General features: G+C 71.1%; 18 protein-coding genes. 6 read left to right on the top strand and 12 right to left on the bottom strand.

The annotated features are described in order from the left end of the window. Positions 1-65 precede the first annotated feature (65 nt). From AMYNI_RS0141340 to AMYNI_RS0141325, 4 genes are all read right to left on the bottom strand, one after another. Positions 66-338, bottom strand: a complete 273-nt coding sequence (locus AMYNI_RS0141340; protein ID WP_020674019.1) for a hypothetical protein — start codon at positions 336-338, stop codon at positions 66-68. A 142-nt stretch (positions 339-480) separates the two neighbouring features. After that, complete coding sequence (locus AMYNI_RS0141335) at positions 481-1,281, bottom strand: hypothetical protein (RefSeq protein WP_020674018.1); 801 nt, start codon at positions 1,279-1,281, stop codon at positions 481-483. 49 nt (positions 1,282-1,330) lie between these two features. Beyond that, positions 1,331-1,798 (bottom strand): SRPBCC family protein, encoded by a 468-nt coding sequence (locus AMYNI_RS0141330; protein ID WP_020674017.1) that lies wholly within the window; start codon positions 1,796-1,798, stop codon positions 1,331-1,333. A gap of 98 nt (positions 1,799-1,896) precedes the next feature. Next, positions 1,897-2,328: a VOC family protein gene (locus AMYNI_RS0141325; protein ID WP_020674016.1), complete on the bottom strand. Its 432-nt coding sequence runs from the start codon at positions 2,326-2,328 to the stop codon at positions 1,897-1,899. Positions 2,329-2,465: 137 nt separating this feature from the next. Between AMYNI_RS0141325 and AMYNI_RS0141320 the strand changes: the two genes are divergently transcribed. Next, the gene (locus tag AMYNI_RS0141320; protein WP_020674015.1) at positions 2,466-3,146 is read left to right on the top strand and encodes a GntR family transcriptional regulator; all 681 of its coding nucleotides are present in this window, start codon (positions 2,466-2,468) and stop codon (positions 3,144-3,146) included. Here the strand turns inward: AMYNI_RS0141320 and AMYNI_RS0141315 are convergent. The 6 genes from AMYNI_RS0141315 to AMYNI_RS0141290 form a co-directional block, all read right to left on the bottom strand. Beyond that, complete coding sequence (locus AMYNI_RS0141315; protein ID WP_020674014.1) at positions 3,143-3,733, bottom strand: TetR/AcrR family transcriptional regulator; 591 nt, start codon at positions 3,731-3,733, stop codon at positions 3,143-3,145. The two genes, AMYNI_RS0141320 and AMYNI_RS0141315, sit on opposite strands and share 4 nt — an antisense overlap. Positions 3,734-3,839: 106 nt before the next feature. Continuing rightward, positions 3,840-4,361 carry a YcxB family protein gene (locus tag AMYNI_RS0141310; protein ID WP_020674013.1) on the bottom strand — a complete coding sequence of 174 codons (522 nt, stop codon included), beginning with the start codon at positions 4,359-4,361 and terminating at the stop codon, positions 3,840-3,842. 261 nt (positions 4,362-4,622) lie between these two features. Continuing rightward, complete coding sequence (locus tag AMYNI_RS0141305; RefSeq protein WP_020674012.1) at positions 4,623-4,823, bottom strand: ferredoxin; 201 nt, start codon at positions 4,821-4,823, stop codon at positions 4,623-4,625. Positions 4,824-5,085: 262 nt separating this feature from the next. After that, entirely contained in the window at positions 5,086-6,372 is a 1,287-nt protein-coding gene (locus tag AMYNI_RS0141300; RefSeq protein ID WP_026361570.1) for a hypothetical protein, read from the bottom strand. Positions 6,373-6,374: 2 nt separating this feature from the next. Then, positions 6,375-6,704: a hypothetical protein gene (locus AMYNI_RS0141295; protein WP_020674011.1), complete on the bottom strand. Its 330-nt coding sequence runs from the start codon at positions 6,702-6,704 to the stop codon at positions 6,375-6,377. Positions 6,705-6,715: 11 nt separating this feature from the next. Then, positions 6,716-10,714, bottom strand: coding sequence for a type VII secretion protein EccC (locus tag AMYNI_RS0141290; RefSeq protein ID WP_020674010.1), 3,999 nt, complete (start codon positions 10,712-10,714; stop codon positions 6,716-6,718). Between the two features lie 248 nt (positions 10,715-10,962). Between AMYNI_RS0141290 and AMYNI_RS47650 the strand changes: the two genes are divergently transcribed. The 5 genes from AMYNI_RS47650 to mycP are packed head-to-tail and all read left to right on the top strand — an operon-like array spanning position 10,963 to position 15,188. Then, a complete protein-coding gene (locus AMYNI_RS47650) occupies positions 10,963-12,534 on the top strand; it encodes a hypothetical protein (RefSeq protein ID WP_157357727.1) in 1,572 nt (523 codons plus the stop codon). Continuing rightward, entirely contained in the window at positions 12,531-13,151 is a 621-nt protein-coding gene (locus AMYNI_RS0141280) for an SMI1/KNR4 family protein (RefSeq protein ID WP_020674008.1), read from the top strand. Before AMYNI_RS47650 ends, AMYNI_RS0141280 begins: the two co-directional genes overlap by 4 nt. Before the next feature lie 24 nt (positions 13,152-13,175). Further along, entirely contained in the window at positions 13,176-13,553 is a 378-nt protein-coding gene (locus tag AMYNI_RS0141275) for a YbaB/EbfC family nucleoid-associated protein (RefSeq protein WP_040406262.1), read from the top strand. 2 nt (positions 13,554-13,555) lie between these two features. Further along, a complete protein-coding gene (locus tag AMYNI_RS0141270; protein ID WP_020674006.1) occupies positions 13,556-13,894 on the top strand; it encodes a hypothetical protein in 339 nt (112 codons plus the stop codon). 4 nt (positions 13,895-13,898) lie between these two features. After that, entirely contained in the window at positions 13,899-15,188 is a 1,290-nt protein-coding gene (gene mycP / locus AMYNI_RS0141265; RefSeq protein WP_020674005.1) for a type VII secretion-associated serine protease mycosin, read from the top strand. Between the two features lie 10 nt (positions 15,189-15,198). Here mycP and eccB read toward each other — a convergent pair whose 3' ends face one another. Continuing rightward, positions 15,199-16,602: a type VII secretion protein EccB gene (gene eccB / locus AMYNI_RS0141260; protein WP_020674004.1), complete on the bottom strand. Its 1,404-nt coding sequence runs from the start codon at positions 16,600-16,602 to the stop codon at positions 15,199-15,201. Positions 16,603-16,606: 4 nt separating this feature from the next. After that, positions 16,607-17,989 carry a type VII secretion integral membrane protein EccD gene (gene eccD / locus AMYNI_RS0141255; RefSeq protein WP_020674003.1) on the bottom strand — a complete coding sequence of 461 codons (1,383 nt, stop codon included), beginning with the start codon at positions 17,987-17,989 and terminating at the stop codon, positions 16,607-16,609. Positions 17,990-17,996: the final 7 nt, after the last annotated feature.

The raw sequence follows: 17,996 nt of genomic DNA, 5'->3' as shown, positions 1-17,996 counted from the left end.
GACGATCGATTTCCCGCATGATTCCCCCAGGTAAATGCGAATGAAAGATATTTCAGGTTGCTGTGTTATCTGTCGAATTCAGGGTGCTCGCCGCGGTTGATTATCTCCTCGCCCAGCGAGCCGGCGAACAGCGTCTTGAACTGATCTGTCAGACTCTGGTAGATCTCTTTCTGCGCGGTGGTCGTCCTCGGGTGTCGAATGGCCAGTTGGAACGCGCCGACGGCGATCATAGCGGTTAACGGGCCGAAGGTCGCGGTGGTGCGCTGCCCGTCGTCCTCGAGCTTGGCCAGGTGGTTCATGTACTTGGCGATGTCCTGGTCGCTGATATCTTTCGTCATTTGGTGAACCCCCGGCTCATAGGTGGAAATATCTTTCTTAGGTATTTGCGAATCCCATGCCCCCGGATTCACGCGGCGAAGCTAGCAAACTCGCCCGGGAGGGCTCCCGGGCGAAGAGGTTTCAATACGAGATTAGACTGAATCAGTCGAGTGCGGTGGTGTCCACTATGCCAGAATCGCTCGGACCCGTCTGACGAAAGCCGGCTTCGGCGAGCCGTGGATGTGCGCACTCGGCCCGCACCTGCTGGGCTCCGGCTTCGGCGGCATCGTGCACCGCCATCCGGGCCAGATACGGCGCGGCGGCGTCGGGTACGCCGGGCAGCAGCTGGAGCACGTCCAGGGTGGCGGTGGCGGGCAGCGCGGGGTGCCAGGCGACCGAGGCGTGCCCGACCGGTTCGGGGGAGGTGCTGTCCGTGCAGAGCTTGCGCCAGCTCAGCAGCTCACCCCGCCGGTACTGGCGTTGCGGCGTGGTGACATCCAGCCCGGCCGCGCCCAGTGACCGGCCGAAATCGGCGCGCAAGCCGGACGGAAGAGCGTCGGGCAGCACCACCGCGCTGCTGTAGTAGCCGGGCGGGCACGGGTGGACCGCGTCGCGCCAGTCGAGTTCCACGGTGTCGTTGAGGCCGTTGTGCCGCAGGCGCCGTGCGCGACGGACGGCGCCGGTGTCGAGCTCCTCGGCGAGCAGGCCGGCCAAGTCCTGCGCCCAGTCCCGCGCCGAGGCGACCGGCAGTCCCGTCCACGGGCTTTCCGGCAGAGCGCCGTCGGGGAGCGGGAACCGTACCGCGTAGGTGTTCGGGTCCCGCCACCACCGGAAGGTCAACACGAGCTCGCCGCGCTCCGGCCAGACCGCGTCGAGCCGGAAACCCTGGCTCGTCGCGCCCGAACGGCCCAGCGAGTCGCGCACGGCCGTCACGACCTGTTCGGCCGACCATGCCGTACCCACTCCGGCCTCCTCGCTCCGTGCTCGACGCCGCCGGGAGTATCGCATGCCGCTAGGCGTTCCCGGGTTTCTTTCCACCGCCAGAGAGCGCGGTTTCGGCGGCGTCGAGAATCGTGCCGAAGACACGGGGGATTATCGGCCGGGCGAGCGCACGGGTGAGGAACGCCCCGATGAACGGGAACTTGACCTCGACGCGGGTGACCCACTCGACGCGGGTCCCGCCGGTGACCTCCGTGAACGTCATGCGGCCGAGCTCGTGGCGGGACGGCGGGATGCTGCGATCGACGACGTACTCGGTCACGTACGGCGGTTCGTAGCGGGTGATCCGCTCGCGGAACCAGCCGATCACCCACAGATGGATGCGCACCGCGCCGACCCCGTAGGGCGCGCCGGCACCGCGCTGCTTCAGGTGGCAGCGCAGTGCCAGCGGCGACCGGGTGTAGTTCGTGGTCACGGTGAGCCATTCGAACACGTCCTCGATCGGGGCGTGCACCACGCGTTCGATCGTCAGGGTCTCCATGACGTTCCCTTCCTCCGGTGATCTCCGTGAACTTCCTTGTCAGCTGGAGACCGGCCGGGCGGGAAAGGCGTGACAACCGGCGCTGTGATCCAGCGCACTCAGGCGGCGAAGACCTGGGAGTCGTCGGCGAAAGCCTTGAACTCCAAGGCATTTCCCGCGGGGTCGAACAGGAACATGGTCCACTGCTCGCCGGTCTGCCCCTCGAAGCGGACGTAGGGCTCGATCACGAACTCGGTTCCGGCGGCGCGCAGCCGGTCGGCGAGCTTGTGGAACTCCGGGATGGGGAGAATCAGCCCGAAGTGCGGCACCGGGACGTCGTGCCCGTCGACGGGGTTGTGGATCCGCCGCGGACGCTCCGGGGCGACGTGGGTGACGAACTGGTGGCCGTGCAGGTTCCAGTCGATCCAGGTGTCCGCGCTGCGGCCCTGCTCGAGGCCGAGCACCTCGCCGTAGAAGCGGCGGGCGGCGGCCAGGTCGTCGACCGGCATGGCCAGGTGGAAACGAGGGATGGGCGAGTCGAGAACGGTCATGGCGGATGGGCCCCTTCTGCTCGGCACGTGCCCTGTCGACGTGCTTGTATGAATGTTAACATTATGACAAGTGTGGCGCGGTCAGGGCGTTCTGGCCGCGGCGCTAGGATCCGGGCGTTTCCGGCGGAAGGACGGCGATGAGCAGACCCGGCCGGGTGGCGCCTGCGCGGCGCCGGGGCCTGGCGGACGAGGTCGCCGACCGGATCCGGGATGCGATCTTCGACGGGGCCTATGCCCCCGGCAGCCAGCTGCGCGAGGTGGAACTGTCCGTGGCGCTGGGCGTCAGCCGCGGCCCGGTGCGTGAAGCCTTGCTGAGGCTGGAACGCGAAGGGCTCGTCCGCAGCGAATGGCACCGCGGCGCCACCGTGACCGCGTTGTCCCGGCAGGACGTCGCCGAACTCGACAGCCTGCGGGCCGCGCTGGAGCAGCTCGCCGTCGAACTGGTGGTGGCGAACGCCGCGGAGGAGGACCTGGCGGAGATCGACGCGGTCGTCGGGCGGATGGAGCGCGCGGGGGACGAGCACGAGATGCTGCGCTGCGACATCGACTTCCACGACGCGGTGTACGCGGCAGCCGGGCATCGGCGGTTACGCGAGGCGTGGCAGGCCATCCGTTCCCAGGTCCATCTTTTCCTGCTGACCAGGGTCGGCCTCGACTCCGAGGGCTACGTCACCGGTATCCCGGCCGAGCACCGGCAACTCGCCACCGCGCTCCGCGACCGCGACCGCGAGGTGGCGCTCGAGCTGTTCGCCGGGCACCGCCGGCGCGCCTCCGAGATCCTGGCCGGTCGCCACGCGGATCAGCCGCCCGGCGGCTAGTGCGTTTGGCCAGGCTTGCGTAGTCCCGCGATGAGCAGCCCGACCAGCCGGCGCGCGTCGTAGCGGGGATCGTGGTCGGCGCCGATGCAGAGGTTCCCGACACCGCGCATGAGCTCGTATGCCCCCAGGTCGGACCGGATCTCGCCGGCCTCGGCCGCGGCGTCGAGCAGCTGGGTGCACACCGGCACCAGGCGGTCGAGGAAGTAGGCGTGCAGCGTGTCGAAGCCGGCGTTGTCGGACTGCAGCACGGCGGCGAGCCCGTGCTTGGTGACCAGGAAGTCGACGAAAAGGTCGATCCACTGCGCCAGTGCGGCGTGCGGGGTGGCGCTGGCCGCCAGCAGGTCCGGCCCGGCCTCGGCGCAGGCCTCGACCTGGTGCCGGTAGACGGCGATGATGAGATCCGCCCGCGTCGGGAAGTGGCGGTAGATCGTGCCCATCCCGACGCCGGCCCTGGCCGCGATGTCGCGGACCGGCGCTTCCACGCCCGAGGTGACGAAGACCGCGGCGGCCGCGTCGAGCAGGGTCTCCTCGTTGCGCCGGGCGTCCGCCCGTTTGGACCGTGCCGCGCCATTGCCGCCGTCGTGCACCGTGCCGCTCCCTCCGTAACCTGGCTCTGTGGAACGAAGCCCGGATTATCGGAGCGACGTTCCGCTTGCTCATGATGTCAGATCTCCGCAACCGGTGGCCGTCGCACTACACGCGGGTGAGATGCCGGCCGAGGAGCGCCCGCAGGCGGTCCACGTCGGCGGGATCCGGCAGGCCACGCTTGGGGATCGGCGCGAAGTCCGCCGGTTTCATCGTGCCGAGGCGCACCAGCAGGAAGAGGTTCGTCGTCTCGGTGTAGTGGGAATGATCGGACCAGCCGAAGGCGTCGTTCCTGAGGGCGGTGGTGATGCCCATGCCCGCGGCGTCGAACTTGGCACGGAACTCGCCATGCTTTTCACTTTCGCGATTGAGCCACTGCACATGTGCATGCGTGCCCCCGATGATCGACACCACCTGAAGCACTGCGCCGACGGAGATCAGCACCGTGGCGGGGGTCAGGTCGACGAACAGGAGGACGAGCATGAAGATCGTCCCCAGGTAGAGAAGGGGGCGCTGCCGCACAATCACGCGCCACAGCGCGCGTTCGGTTTCGCGGAAGTCCTCGGTCGTATACCGGTATGTCAGAACGACTGGTACCTCAGCGGTTCCGTCTTCCTCGCGCTCGCTCATCGACGCTCCCGAGCCGGATTGTCAGGTGATCGCCGGATGATAGGTCGCAGACCGGGGACCCCTCCCGACGTCAACTCGCCCAGGCCGAACGTTCAACTCGCCCAGGCCGAACGTGGGACTCGCCCAGGCCGGACGTGGGACTCGCCGGGGCGGGCCGCGCGCACCGGCGAGTCCCACGTTCGCGCGCGGCGAGTTCTACGTTGGCGCAGTGCGAGTTCTACGTTGGTGGGTGAGCGCGGGCAGCTACCGGCGCCGGCGCGCTTATGGTTGTTCTTCGATCTGGATGGCGGCTGCTGGGCACAGCAGCGCGGCTTCCCGCACCGCCTCGTGCAGCTCCGCCGGTGGCGCCGGGTTGAGCAGCACCACGACGCCGTCTTCGTCGTGCTGGTCGAAGACCTCTTCCGCGGAGAGCACGCACCGGCCGCCGCCGATGCACTTCACCTCGTCCACGATCACCTTCATGGTTTGCTCCCGTTCCGTTGACCGGTATTCGCCACGTTGACAACGGTGCCGACTTGCGATGACACCCGCCTTATAGCGCCCTGTCAGGGAAGGGGTGCTCCGGTGCGGCCGTGGGGGGAGGGAGCCGCACCGGAGCCCGGGGTTCCGGCGATCCGCATCCGGACCGCGAGAACATCCCCAGCATGCGGCCGCGCACTTCGCCCGTCCAACCGGCGGCGACCGGGCAACGCCTTTTCCCCGGAATGCAGTAACGGCCTGGAGATCAGGCTCGCGGACGGCGCGCCCTTCTCGGCTCGGGCTCCACCGGCTCCGGTTTCAGCGGGGAAGCGGCACCCGGGTTCGCGACCTGCCAAACTTCGTGGTCAAGCGCCTCCTGCGCGGTGTCGTTCTTGGCGCCGGACATGGCGACCGGACGGTAGCCGCTGCCGGCGGGATCGGCCAGCGCCGAACGCCCGCGTAGCCGTGGCGGGACCCCGGGGGTGGCGTGCGGGGTTTTGCTGCGCCGCTCGCTGCCCTCGAGGGAACGCGAGGCGCCGGACCGCCGCCCGGTCCGCCCCGCCCCGGGAGCCATCGGCGGCATCATCATCATGGGCGGGACCATCCGCCCGGACGAGCGTTGCGAGCCCGGTTCCGTTCCGCTCGGTGCGGGCGGTTGGGGCGCCTCGGGACTGGGGCTCGACCCGGTGAGCGGCACGGGGTTCGCGACCTGCTCGATCCGTCGCGGAAGGTCCGGGCCACCGGCGCTCGGCACCGATGCACCCGATGCGCCGGACCTGCCGGATGCGCCGGACGTGCTTGGCGCGCTTGACGTGCCGCGCGGTTCGGCCGCACCGGCGTCGGACCCATCGCCCCAGGGGGACCGCGAGCCCGCCGGGGTGCCGCGGCGGTTGGCTTTCCCGATGCCCGCGGGGTTGCCCGGCGGGACGATGAGAAGACCGGGAAGCGAAACGCTGCCCGGTGGCAATGGCGAACCCCCCGCCGGGTACAGCGCTGCGGATGGTGCCGGCCCGCCGGCGAGCAGGGGCGCGGTGGCACCGGACGGGTCCGGACAGCATTCGTCCCCGGCAAGGGAATCGTTCGCGGCGAGCGGGCTCGCGAACCGGGCGGGAGCTACACCGGCCGCGGCGAGCGTCGCCTCGGCGGCGGCGTGGAAGTAGCGGTCGAGCTCGACGAGATGGGCCGCCGCGTCCTGGTGCCCGACGTCATCAGGCCGCTCCACCGTGTCGGTCAGCCTGGCCCGGGTGAGCAGCAGCTGCCTGGCCAGATCGTCGAGCGCCCGCCACGGCTGGTGCTCGGTGATGCGGGTGAGCGTCTCGTCGATCGCGATCTTGCGCCGCGCGACCTGGCGGGTGAACTCGGCGCCCGTCGCGTCGTCCCAGTGCGGCTCGACGCGGTCCAGCTCGTGCCGCAGCGAGTCGGACAGCTCCTGCAGTTCCGCCGCGACCGTCCGCCACATCCGGCTCGCCTGCTCGGCCCGCGCCAGATGGGTGTGCGCTTCCACGTCGGCCAGTGCGAACTGAACCATCGAGGGCAGGTGTGCGTAGTCCATCCTCACTCCTCCGCGATGACGAAACCGAGCGCCGGGCCCGCCACCGCCTGCGCGCCGGCGAGGTCGGTGGCCAGGTAGTCGGCCGCCGCCACGGCGGCAGTCGACTTCAGCGCCGCGATGTCCGCGCCGGTCTCGCTGAGGAATCGGGCCAGTGCCATGGTCGAAGCCAGGTCGGCGGCGGTGAAGACCGCGCACGCGTGCATGCCGCCCTGGCAGGGCTGCGTGCTGGGCGGCACGACGACCGACTCGGACACGCTGGGCCCGGTGACCTGCTCGGCGAAGTGCCGCATCGCCTCCGGGTCCCCGCGCAGTTCCCGCCGTGGCGCACTCATGGGTTCTCCGTTCACGCGTCCTCGTTTCGGGTCTCGTCCTTGGGCAGCCAGGCGAGCTGGACGAGCCGGGCGGCATGCCGCCTGCCGACCAGCCACGCCCGGCCAGGTGGGAGTGGTTCGGGTTTGAGCCCGCCCAGCAGCGGGCCCTCGTCCTTGTCCCCGGACATCAGCAGGCCGGGTGATCCGAGGTCGCGCAGCCGGGAGATGAACGGTTCGAACAGCGCCCGGCCGGCGCCTCCGGTGCGGCGGGCCAGCACGACGTGCATGCCGATGTCGCGGCCCTGCGGCAGGTAGTCCAGGATCGGCAGGAGCGGGTTGTCCAGCTGGCCGGTCACCAGGTCGTAGTCGTCGATCAGGACGAACAGTTCCGGGCCCTGCCACCAGCTCCGCTCGCGCAGCTGCTCCGGGGTGACGTCCGGTCCGGGCAGCCGAACGGCCATCTCCTCGGCCACCTGGCGCATCAGCCGGGCCGTGCTGTCCCGGTCGGTGCCGTACCCGATGAGGTGCTCCGAGTCGACGTCGCCGAGCAGGCCGCGGCGGTGGTCGATGATGATCAGCCGCGCTCGCCTCGGCTCGTAGCTTTCCGTGATGGCTCTGGCGAGCGAGCGCAGGAACGTGGTCTTGCCGGACTCGGTGTCGCCCAGCAGCATCAGATGGGCGTCCGAGCCGAAGTCGAGGTGCGTGGTGCCGAAGTCGTGTTCCGCGATGCCCACCGCCATCCGGTGCGCGGCGGCGTCGTGGGCACCGGCCAGCTGCGCGTAGGGCAGCTGCGCGGGCAGCAGCCGCACGGCCGGCGCGGGCGGACCCGGCCAGGCCGAGGACACCGTGTCCACCAGATCGCGAACCCCGTCGGTGAGATCGGCCGGATCGTCGAGTCCGTCGATCCGCGGCAGCGCGACCAGCAGCTGATGCCTGCTCATCGTGACCCCGCGGCCAGGGGCGCCCTCCGGGACCTTGATCGCCGACGCCCGGTCGACCATGCTGTCCACCGGATCGCCGATGCGCAGCTCGAGCTTGCTGCCGAACAGGTCCCTGATGTTCATCCGCAGGTCGAACATGCGGGCCGCGGACACGATCACGTGCACGCCGTAGGAAAGGCCGCGCGCGGCGATGTCGGCCACGACCGCCTCCAGGTCGTCGAACTCGTTGCGCAGCGTGGCCCAGCCGTCGATGACCAGGAACACGTCACCCCACGGATCCCCGGTGTCCCGGTCGCGCCGCAGCCGCCGGTAGGCCTGCATCCCGTCGATCTCGTGCTCGGCGAAGACGCGTTCCCGGTGCGCGACCAGGGTCCGCATCTCGGCGATCGTCCGCCGTACCGCGCCCACGTTCTGCCTGCCCGCGACGCCGCCGACGTGCGGGAGCCCGCGGATCGAGCTCAGTGCGCCGCCGCCGAAGTCGAGGCAGTAGAACTGCGCCTCGCGCGGCGTGTGGGTCAGCGCGAGGCTGGCGATGATCGACCGCAGCGCGGTGCTCTTGCCCGACCGCGGTCCGCCGATTACCAGTACGTGCCCGGCCGATCCGGACAGGTCCAGCACCAGCGGATCGCGGCGCTGGTCCAGCGGCCGGTCGAGGATGCCGATGGCGGCACGCAGGTTCCCGGCCAGCCGTTCGTGGGCGGAGCCGAAGCCCCGCTCGTCGCCGCGCACGAGGTTCGGCAGCAGCTGGTCGAGTGTGGGCGGTTCGGCCAGCGGCGGCAGCCACACCTGATGGGCCGGCGTGCCCCGGCCGCGCATGCGCTCGACGATGATGTCCAGCAGGCTTTCGCCCACCGCCTCCTCGTCTTCCGCGCCCGTCGCTGAGGCTTCGTCCGCGTCGGTGTCGCTGACGGGTGCCAGGTACTGCGTCGAGTACTCCAGGAACTCAAGCGCGCCAAGGGAAGTACCGTCGGCCTCGGCCGTGCTCGTCGCCGGGGCGCGGTGCGCGCCGGAGACGTACGCCGAGCGGAACCGGATCATGGACTCGTTGTCGGACTTGAGGAATCCGTGGCCCGGCGCGCGCGGGAGCTTGAAGGCGTCCCCGACGCCGAGCACGGTCTTGCTCTCGATGTCCGAGAAGGTGCGCAGGCCGATCCGGTACGACAGATGGGTTTCCAGCCCTCTGAGCCTGCCTTCTTCGAGTCGCTGGCTGGCCAGCAGGAGATGCACGCCGAGCGACCGGCCCACCCGGCCGATCTGCACGAACATGTCGATGAAGTCGGGCTTGGCCGAAAGCAGCTCGCTGAACTCGTCGCAGATCACCAGCAGGGTCGGCACCTCGGGCAGCGGGGCGCCGGTGGCGCGGGCCCGCTCGTACTCGCGCAGGGACGCGAAGTTCCCCGCCGCGCGCAGCAGTTCCTGCCGGCGCAGCAGCTCCCCGTTGATCGCGTCGGTCATCCGGTCCACCAGATGCAGCTCGTCGGCGAGGTTGGTGATCACCGCGCTGGTGTGCGGGAGTTTGTCGAGCGTGGCGAAGGTGGCGCCGCCCTTGAAGTCGACGAGCGCGAAGTTCAGCGAGCTCGGCGGGTGCGCCACCGCCAGTGCCAGCACGATGGTCCGCAGCAGCTCGCTCTTGCCGGAGCCGGTGGCGCCGATCAGCAGGCCGTGCGGTCCCATCCCGTCCTGCGCCGACTCCTTCAGGTCCAGGTCCACCGGGGTGCCGTCGGTGCGGATGCCGAACCGGATCCGCAGCCGGTCCCTGGTCGGCCGCTGCACCCAGGTGCCGGCGGGGTCGAAGGTGCGAGGGTCGCCGATCTCGAGCAGCTCGGCGAGGTCGAGGTCGGTGCTCAGCGGCTGCTCGCCCCGCCCGCCCGCGGTCGCCCGCAGCGGGGCCAGCTGCCGGGCGAGACCTTCCGCGGCAGGCACGTCCAGCGCGTCCGCCCAGCCGAGCTCGACCGAGCCCTCGATGGTCTCGCTGGCCAGCGAGCCGTCCTGTCCGATGTGGAGCACGATGGTGGCAGGGTCGAGCGCGCGCGGCGGCACCCCGCGCAGGTCGATGATGGTGACGCCTTCGAGTCCGCCGTCCGCCATCAGCGTGTCCGAGCCCGCGGTGGAGCCCCCGTCGAGGACCACCACGACGTGGGGCTGGGACTCCCTGTTGTCGACCGCGGGATCGAACCGGCGCCGTTCGCCGAGCAGGTCTTCGATCATCGCCTCGATCGAGACGATCGAGCTCGCCACCAGCCGCAGCGGTCCTGCCGCGTCGGTCCGCTCCGGATGCAGGGCGTGCGGCAGCCACTTGAGCCATTCCCAGTCCGCCTGCGCGCCGCCCGCGGGACAGGCCGCGATCCGCAGATCGTCCGGCGACTGCAGCGAAGCGAGCTGGGCGAGCACCGCGCGCACCATCGCCGCCGACCGGGACCGGTCACCGCGGACGTAGACCCGGCTGAACCCGTTGACTGCCATCGCGAGCGGAAGACCGGGAATGGCCGTGTACGTGGTGAGAAAACGCCGGAGCGCGAGCGCGGACAGCGGCTCCAGCTGTTCCAGCGGCTTGGCTTCCGGCGGCACCAGGGTCATCGCCGGGCGTTGCTGCCCGGTGCCGATGCGCGCGACCCCGAAGTCGGCGTCGACCGGGCGGCGTTCCCACAGCCGGTAGCTCGCGACGAGTGCGGGCAGCGCCGCCGGTTCCGGATGCAGGTACACCATGGCGTCGCGCTGCTGGTGGATCGCGCGGGTCAGCCGCAGCCGGTGCTGCCCGAGATGGCGGAGGTAGCCCCGGCGTTCCTGGCCCATCTCCCGCTTGCCCGGTCCCGAGGAGTTGAGCAGCGCGACCGCGAGCATGCCCAGCATGCCGACGCCGAACAGGCCCATCACGACCAGCCGCAGCACCCCGGAATCCTGCCCGAAGCTGCCGGAGAACATCAGCATCATCGCGGCCATCATGGCGATCATCGGGAGCACCATGAGCACCTGCGTCCACTGCCTGCCCGCCGGCTGCGGAATCTCCGGCGGGGGATCGAGGATCAGCTCACCGGAGGGCTGCTCCGGAGCCGGCCTGCGAACCGGCCTGCGCACCACGACGGTGGCCATCGCACTCCCTCCTCGCCCGGTACTGGTTTCAGCGATTGTCACCCCGGCCCGATCGCCGGTGGCGTACCTGGCAGGAACGTGCCGCGCGCAACGGCGGGTGGCGGCGACCGGGCTGGCGTCCCGAACTGCGGTCCACAAAGGAGTGACCTGACCGCTGGCCGGAACCGGACAAGGGCCGCCGTTCTCACCTGCCGCTGGTGAGACTGGACTTCGGGAGACATCGGTTCACTGTCCGAGGAGTGCCGACCATGGCCGAAGAACCAGGAGCGGGCGGATCGGGAACCGCCGCCCCCGCCCCCGCCCCCGCCGCCCCCGCTGCCCCCGCCGCGTCGGAGTCGCGCGAGTCCGCACCTGCTGGGTCGTCGGGCCCCGAGCCCGCCGAAAAACCATCCGAAAAGAATGGCCAGGCCCCGGAAAAGCCGCCCGAGGGTGAGAAGAGCGGTGGGCCCGGCCAGCAACCCCATGACGGCGAGAGCGCACAGCAGCGCGAACCCGGAAACGGCGAACAGGGTCGGTCGGGGGCGGATCCGGCGGCGGGCCGACCGGGACAGCAGACGGGGCAACCGGATTCCGGGCCGCGGGAGGGGGAGAAGAAGTCCGGTACCGCCGATGATTTCGGTCCGCGCGTCGAGCAGCAGGCGGGGCGACCGGATGTCGACCCCGCCGCGATGCGTTCGATGTCCGACGAACTCGGCTCGTCCGCGCGGGAAGGCCAGCAGGCCGGCGACGAGGGGGCGGGCGCCGCCCGTGCCATGGCGCCCGACTGGACCGGGGAGCCAGGTAGGCAGGCCGGTGAACGGGGGACCAGCGCGGCCGACGAGGCACGGGCCACCGGTGCGGAGATGCGCAGTCTGGCGGATCGGGTCGCGCAGGGAGCGGACGTCGGGGAGCAGACCGTCGCGGAGTGGAACGGTGAGATCGAGCGCAACCGGCCGCTGTTCCAGATGGCCGGGAGCATGCCGGACGGTGAACGCGAGGTCGCCGAGGAGCGCGTGGTCAGCGAAACGGCCAGGGGCGCCAACGAAGCCGTGGAGCGCGGTGCGCAGGCGATGCGGCAGATCTTCAGCGACAAAGCGGAAGCCGGGGATGGCGGCAAACCCGAAAATGAGAACACTGCTGCCAGGCTGGTCGGCGACCTGCTGCGTTCCAGCGGCGACGTGAATTTGGAGATTGAGAAGGCGGTCGGCGAAACCGCTGACGACTTCGTCGATGGCGCCGCCAGCACCGTGGGAGACGCACTCAAGTGGGCTGGGTTGACGGACGCGGGCGATGCTGTCACACGTGGGGCCGACAACCTCACCGACTCCCTGGCCGAGGAAACCCTGGCGGAGGGCGCCAGGTCGCGAAATGCCTCCTACGACCTCGCACAGGCCATCGACGGGACCGACCGGCCGCGAACGGTCTACATTTCCCACGAGCGCCACCCGGAATCGGCGACGCACATCGACGAAGCCCAGCGTGGGGCCATCTGGCGCGGCGACACCAGCCGCACCGTACTTCCGCCGCCGGACAGGGTGTTGACAGTTGATCGTCAAGGCAGCGAAAGCCGTCGTGCGGCTGCTATCGGCGGTATTCCGTCGAGCTCGGAATTCGATCGGGACGAGTATCCGCCTGCCGTCGCGGACACGACTGGCGAGAAAAGTGTGAAATACATTCCTTATTCCGATAATCGCGGATCCGGTTCATCGATGGGCAACCAGCTCAACGGACGAGACGCGTCCATACAACGCCAACTCGACGGCAGAGGCATGCTGGGGGACTTTTGGGGCCTCGGCCGCGCTGACGACGGTGACAAGTTCGAGGTGAGGACTTTCCGATGAACACGGCACTGACCAGACTGGTGGAACGCGCCAAGGGCCCACTCGGGCCACCGGTGGAGGTGGAGTTCGGCGGCGGCCTGCCGGGCCAGCTCGGCAGGCTGTTGTCGAGGGTGAACGGGTTCGCGCTGTTCGACTACGGCGTGCAGACGTTCCATGTCGGCCCGTCCGGGCTCGGTCCGGAGCTGGGCGCCTGGAATGCCGCGGGGACCTGGAAGGACGCTTACGGCGAACTTGCCGACGGGCTGCTGTGCTTCGCGCAGGACCTTTTCGGCGTCCAGTTCGCCCTTGAGGAGAACCGGCGGGTAGTCACATTCGATCCCGAAACAGCGGAGCGCTCCGTCATCGGTTCCGATCTCGACAGCTGGGCCGACTGGTTGCTCGAAGAGCCGGATGTGCGCGGCGCACGGTCGTTCGCCAAGTTGTGGCAGGACACCTACGGCGCGCTTGGCCACGACGACCGGCTGCTGCCAGTCACATCTTTCGTGCTCGGCGGCGAGTACGGGGTCGAGAACCTGGTCGTCCGCGACGGAGTGACCGCCATGCGGATACGTGGGCCGATCGCCCGGCAGCTCCACGACCTGCCTGACGGCACACCGATTTCGTTCACCACCGCTTGAGTGTCCGGAAAGACGGGAAGAGCCATGAGACAACCGATGATCGATCCCGCCGCGCGGAAGGCGGGCTACCAGAGGCTGCACAGCGACCTGCGCGAGATCCGGACCAGGATCGCCGACATCGAGGCGACCGCGGACTCGCCCGACGGCCTGATCAGCGCCACCGTGGTCGGCCGCGGTGAGCTCAGCGACCTGTACCTCGATCCCCGGATCTACCGGTCGGCGGACTCGAAGGCGCTCGCTGAGTCCATTGTGGACACGATCAAGGACGCGGTCGCGCAGTCAAGGGAGCAGTTGTTCGAGATCACCCGGCAGTACCTGCCCCCCGACGCGAAGCTTGAGAACACCGATGTGCACACCGACCCGTTCCTGCACCAGCTCGACAAGCAGATCGAAGGAGCCTAGCCATGGCCGACTACCACATGGACCCGGACGCGGTGGCGCTGATCGTCAACCGGCTGCGCGCGGCCGGGGACGATTTCGGCGGCACCTGGGAAAAGCGCAAGCAGGCGCTGCAGGCGAGCCAGGCCGGTGTCGGCCGCGACCCGATCGCGCAGGCGTTCCTGGAGAAGTACGTGCCGCTGGCCGAGAAGCTGACGGCCAGGGCCGACGGCATCCCGACCACGTACGGGACGTTGTGCGACGACGCGTTGGGCTGCGTCGCGGACTACCGCGCGGCGGACGCGCAGGGGACCGGTTCGGTCAACCGGCTGACCGGTACCGACGGCCGGGAAACCCCAGCGTAGTGCGATGAACAGAATCAGCAGGCTGACCACGGCCGCCGCGTTCGCGGCGGCCGTCGGTGTGCATCCGGGGGTCGCCACCGCCGCGCCGCCGCCAGGGGCGTGCTCGGACCCCAAGCCGGCGAGCCCGGCCGTCACCGAGCTGCCGTGGCCGCAGAAGACGCTCGACGCCCAGGCCGTGCGCAGGCACGGCACCGGTGCCGGGGTGCTGGTCGCGGTGGTCGACTCCGGGGTGGACGTGGACCATCCACAACTGAGCCAGGCCGGAAAAGTGTTGCCAGGACAGGACTTCTTCCTCGTCGGCGACCTGCCGGGCAGCTTCGACTGCGTCTCGCACGGCACCGCCGTGGCCAGCATCATCGCGGCCGCGCCCGCCGAGGGAACCGGGTTCGCCGGCCTGGCGCCGGACGCCACGATCCTGCCGGTGCGGGTCAGTGACAGCGACGCGACCGGTGCCGGCACGGCGCAGGCCATCGACCCGGAAGTGCTCGCCAGGGGCATCTGGTACGCCGCCGACCATGGCGCGGACGTGCTCAACCTGTCCGTCGCGGGCAGCCTCGACAACCAGTACGTGCGCGACGCGATCCGGCACGCGGTGGACGAGGACGTGGTCGTGGTGGCGGCCGTTGGCAACGCGCAGGAGGGCGCCGCGCCGGGACCCGAGACCTACCCCGCCGGTTACGAGGGCGTGCTCGGGGTTGGCGCGGTGGACACGTCCGGCACCCGGCTGCCGAGCTCGCAGATCGGCCCGCAGGTGGACCTGGTCGCCCCGGGCGGGGGTGTGCTGGCCGCGGCTCGCGCCGGCGGGCACCGGTACTGGGACGGGACCAGCTTCGCCGCGCCGTTCGTGTCGGCGACCGCGGCGCTGGTGCGCTCGGCCTGGCCGGAGCTGACTGCCGGACAGGTGGTGGAGCGCGTGCTCGCCACCGCGACCCCGGCGCCCGGCGGCCTGGACAGCGCCGCCTACGGGGCAGGGCTGGTCAACCCGTACCGCGCGCTGACCGACGGCCTGGTCGACGCCGCGCCGGTGGCGGTGCCCGCGGTGCAGCGCCCGGTGCCGGACGCGGCGCGGCTGCGGTTGTCCGGGTGGTGGGAGGACAGCACCTCGAACGCGCGGACCTTGGCGATCGTCACCGCGGCGGTCGCGATGCTGGGCGCGGCGGCGGCCCTGGTGCTGATTCGCGGCCGCCGGACGCGCTGGCAGCCGCGCCGCGCCGTGCTCCCGCCCGCCGAGCCCGTGCGCGACGACCTGCCGGACGAGATGTTCGTGGTGCCGCCGCCACCGGCGGAGCGCTGACCGGCATCCCTCAGTTGCCCAGCGCGGTGGCCGGGTCAAGGCCACTGCCCAGCGGCACCCTGCCGACGATCCCGGCCGGCAGCCGGACCGGCCTGACCTCGCCGTAACCCAGCATGCCGAGCACGGCAGGGCCTGCCAGCGGATGCGCCTGGCCCTGATCGGTGACCAGCATCAGGGTTCCGGTGTTCGCGCCGGTGCTCGGCATCGCCTCGATCAGCGCGGCGCGGCCCGGCTCGACGTGGATCCGGTCGGCCATCGGCATCCCGTTCGCGGTGGTGCGTGCGGTGACCACCGTCGGTACTTCGGGCAACCGGGGATCGACGTGCACCGCCGGAGCGGCCGCGCCGGGTTCGTAGGTGGCGCAGAGCGTGCCCCCGCCGCCGAAACGGGGACGCACCTTGGGCGCTGCCCCCGGACCGGTTTCCCCGGCGGGCACCTTGTTCGCACCGGCGGCCGCCGCCGGGCCGAGCGGGATGCCGACCGGCTGCCCGTCCTGGTAGGCCAGCCTGGTGTCCGGGTCGGCGCGCTGGATGTCGTACTGCAGCGGGGAGATGGGCCGGAGCCGGTCGACCTCGGCGAGGTAGTACTCGCGTCCCCCGGAGGTTTCCACCACGAGCAGCTGACCGGCCCGCAGGTCCGTCCGCTCCGGTACCGCCGTGGAGGGCGTGCCGGTGTCGGGCAGCCGGATCGGCGCGATCGGCGCGCCCGCGGGCAGGATGTCCACCAGCGGCGTGCCGGTCCTGGACTTCGGCTCGGACTGCAGCGCGAGTCCCACCGCCACGGCGTCCGCGTGCCGGATCCGGTGCCGGTAGCCGTTCGCGATCAGGTACTGGTCACCGCTGGCGGGGACCTCGACGAGCAGGGCGGCGTCGGCCAGCGGCGTGCCGCCCTGCGGTCCGGTGCCGACCAGCAGCACCGATTCGTCCACAGTGGACCCGCTGGGGTCCGGGACGGGCCGTGAGCACAGGCTCCAGCCGCCGGTGAGCAGCTTGTCCGGCGCCGGCAGCGCGTCCGGGGCACCGGGGATCCCGATCCGCGGCCCGCGCGGTACGCCCAGCAGCGAGTCACTCGACACGGTCCGGGTTTCGGCATGTTGGCCGAGGGCGAGCAGTGCCGAAACGTAGTTCGTCACCGGATGCAGCACGCCGCCAAGGTAGACGTAGCGCGTCCCGGTTTCCTCCGCCACGATCACCGAGGGCCGGTCCCGCCACGAGGTGTTCCCGCCCGGGTTGACCAGCCCGTACACCCAGACCGCGACCAGGGCCAGCACGCCGAGCACGATGCTGCCGATCGCGGCGCCGCCGGGACGGCGGAACGGGGGCTGTTCCGGGTCCGGCTCCCTGGTCACCAGCGCCGAAATGGCGCGTTGGGCGAGAAATTGGTGCGCCTGCAGCAGGTCGCGTTTGGACGCCACGGGGTCACCCGCCCAGTCCGCGCACGAGCCCGTACAGGCCCAGCACGGCGCACAGGACCGGCACGCACGCCAGCACGAGCACGACCTCGAGCAGTTCGGCGTACCGGCCGAGGAACGGGCTCGGCAGCCGCTTGCTGTAGCCGACACCGGCCAGGACGGCGAGGCCGCCGACGGCGATGAGGACCGGCGCGGTCACGGCGAGCAGGCCGCCGGTCCCGGCCATCACCGGTCCCGCGACGAGCGCGCCCGCGCTCGACACCCCGGTGAGCAGCAGCGGCGCCCGGTGCCGCAGCGCCGGATAAAGCCGTGCGCGCAGGCAGAAGCCCACCGAGAGGACGGACAGAAGCACGATGACCGAGGTGCTCGCTTCCCGCGCGACCACGAACTGGCACAGCACGGTGACCGTCGTGGCGCCCGCGATCGTGCCGGTCAGCAGCTGATCCGCGCGCAGCACCGCGGCGTAGACAGCGTGCCGCGGCGGTTGCGGATCGTCGCGGACAAGGTCGGCGGTGCTGCGCGGCAGCACCGGCATCGGCACCCGGCCAAGCCGGATGGTCAGCGGGCCGAACAGCGGGGAGCACAGCAGCACCACGACCGCCGCCACCGCGGCCCCGTCCACGCCGTCCAGCGCGTCCAGGGTGGCCAGCCAGGAGGCCAGCGCCCCCACGACGCCCGCGGTGATGCCGCCGATGAACAACTCGGCCCGGTCCACCACGCCGACATAGCCGAGCGCGGACGCGACCACGACCGCCGAGCAGGCGGCGAGCAGATGCGGTGCGCCGAGCCCCGCGGCCGGTGGCCCGTCACCGAGGAGCAGCACCCCGCCGATGAAGGCGAACGGCAGGGCCAGCGCGGCGACCGTCGCGCCGGCACCGGCATCGCCCAGTGCGCGGGCCAGCACCGTGCCAGCCGCGAGCAGCACCGCGCAGAACCCGAGCGCGACCCACGCGGGCGCATTCCACGGCGGCCCCGCCCGCGCCACCGCCAGCAGCGCGAGCAGCGCGGCGAACGCCCCGGTCAGCAGTCCCGCGACGCGGGTGTGCGCCGGCCCCCACAGCCGGCCGGTACGCCCGGCCCCCTTCGCGATGGTGTCGGCGAGGTCGTCGTACTCGAGTTCGGGCCAGTGCAGCCGCCGGGACACCAGGTGCAGTACCTCGCCGTCGCGGATCCCGTAGGTGCCAAGGGTCCGGCCGAGTTCGAGCGCGGTGCCGTCGGTGCGGCGCAACAGCCAGCCGCCGTCGGTGACCCCGTCGTCGGCCAGGCTCTCGCCGGCCCGGCGCAGCAGTCCCGGCAGGATCTCGGCCACCGGCGAGCGTTCCGGCAACGCGAGGTCGATCCGCCGGGCAGGCGCGTCGATGGTCACCCTGACCAGGTTCGTGGTCGTCATCCGCGCT

The sequence above is a fragment of the Amycolatopsis nigrescens CSC17Ta-90 genome (assembly GCF_000384315.1).
Lineage (GTDB): Bacteria > Actinomycetota > Actinomycetes > Mycobacteriales > Pseudonocardiaceae > Amycolatopsis > Amycolatopsis nigrescens.
The sequence above is the reverse complement of the archived record's forward strand: the minus strand, read 5'-3'. Positions and strand labels throughout refer to the sequence as shown.

Coding starts and splice junctions, on each gene's coding strand:
- AMYNI_RS0141340 (WP_020674019.1), bottom strand. CDS start 338: ATGACGAAAGATATCAGCGACCAGGACATCGCCAAGTACATGAACCAC.
- AMYNI_RS0141330 (WP_020674017.1), bottom strand. CDS start 1,798: ATGGAGACCCTGACGATCGAACGCGTGGTGCACGCCCCGATCGAGGAC.
- AMYNI_RS0141325 (WP_020674016.1), bottom strand. CDS start 2,328: ATGACCGTTCTCGACTCGCCCATCCCTCGTTTCCACCTGGCCATGCCG.
- AMYNI_RS0141320 (WP_020674015.1), top strand. CDS start 2,466: ATGAGCAGACCCGGCCGGGTGGCGCCTGCGCGGCGCCGGGGCCTGGCG.
- AMYNI_RS0141310 (WP_020674013.1), bottom strand. CDS start 4,361: ATGAGCGAGCGCGAGGAAGACGGAACCGCTGAGGTACCAGTCGTTCTG.
- AMYNI_RS0141305 (WP_020674012.1), bottom strand. CDS start 4,823: ATGAAGGTGATCGTGGACGAGGTGAAGTGCATCGGCGGCGGCCGGTGC.
- AMYNI_RS0141300 (WP_026361570.1), bottom strand. CDS start 6,372: ATGGACTACGCACACCTGCCCTCGATGGTTCAGTTCGCACTGGCCGAC.
- AMYNI_RS0141295 (WP_020674011.1), bottom strand. CDS start 6,704: ATGAGTGCGCCACGGCGGGAACTGCGCGGGGACCCGGAGGCGATGCGG.
- AMYNI_RS0141290 (WP_020674010.1), bottom strand. CDS start 10,714: ATGGCCACCGTCGTGGTGCGCAGGCCGGTTCGCAGGCCGGCTCCGGAG.
- AMYNI_RS47650 (WP_157357727.1), top strand. CDS start 10,963: ATGGCCGAAGAACCAGGAGCGGGCGGATCGGGAACCGCCGCCCCCGCC.
- AMYNI_RS0141280 (WP_020674008.1), top strand. CDS start 12,531: ATGAACACGGCACTGACCAGACTGGTGGAACGCGCCAAGGGCCCACTC.
- AMYNI_RS0141275 (WP_040406262.1), top strand. CDS start 13,176: ATGAGACAACCGATGATCGATCCCGCCGCGCGGAAGGCGGGCTACCAG.
- AMYNI_RS0141270 (WP_020674006.1), top strand. CDS start 13,556: ATGGCCGACTACCACATGGACCCGGACGCGGTGGCGCTGATCGTCAAC.
- mycP (WP_020674005.1), top strand. CDS start 13,899: ATGAACAGAATCAGCAGGCTGACCACGGCCGCCGCGTTCGCGGCGGCC.
- eccD (WP_020674003.1), bottom strand. CDS start 17,989: ATGACGACCACGAACCTGGTCAGGGTGACCATCGACGCGCCTGCCCGG.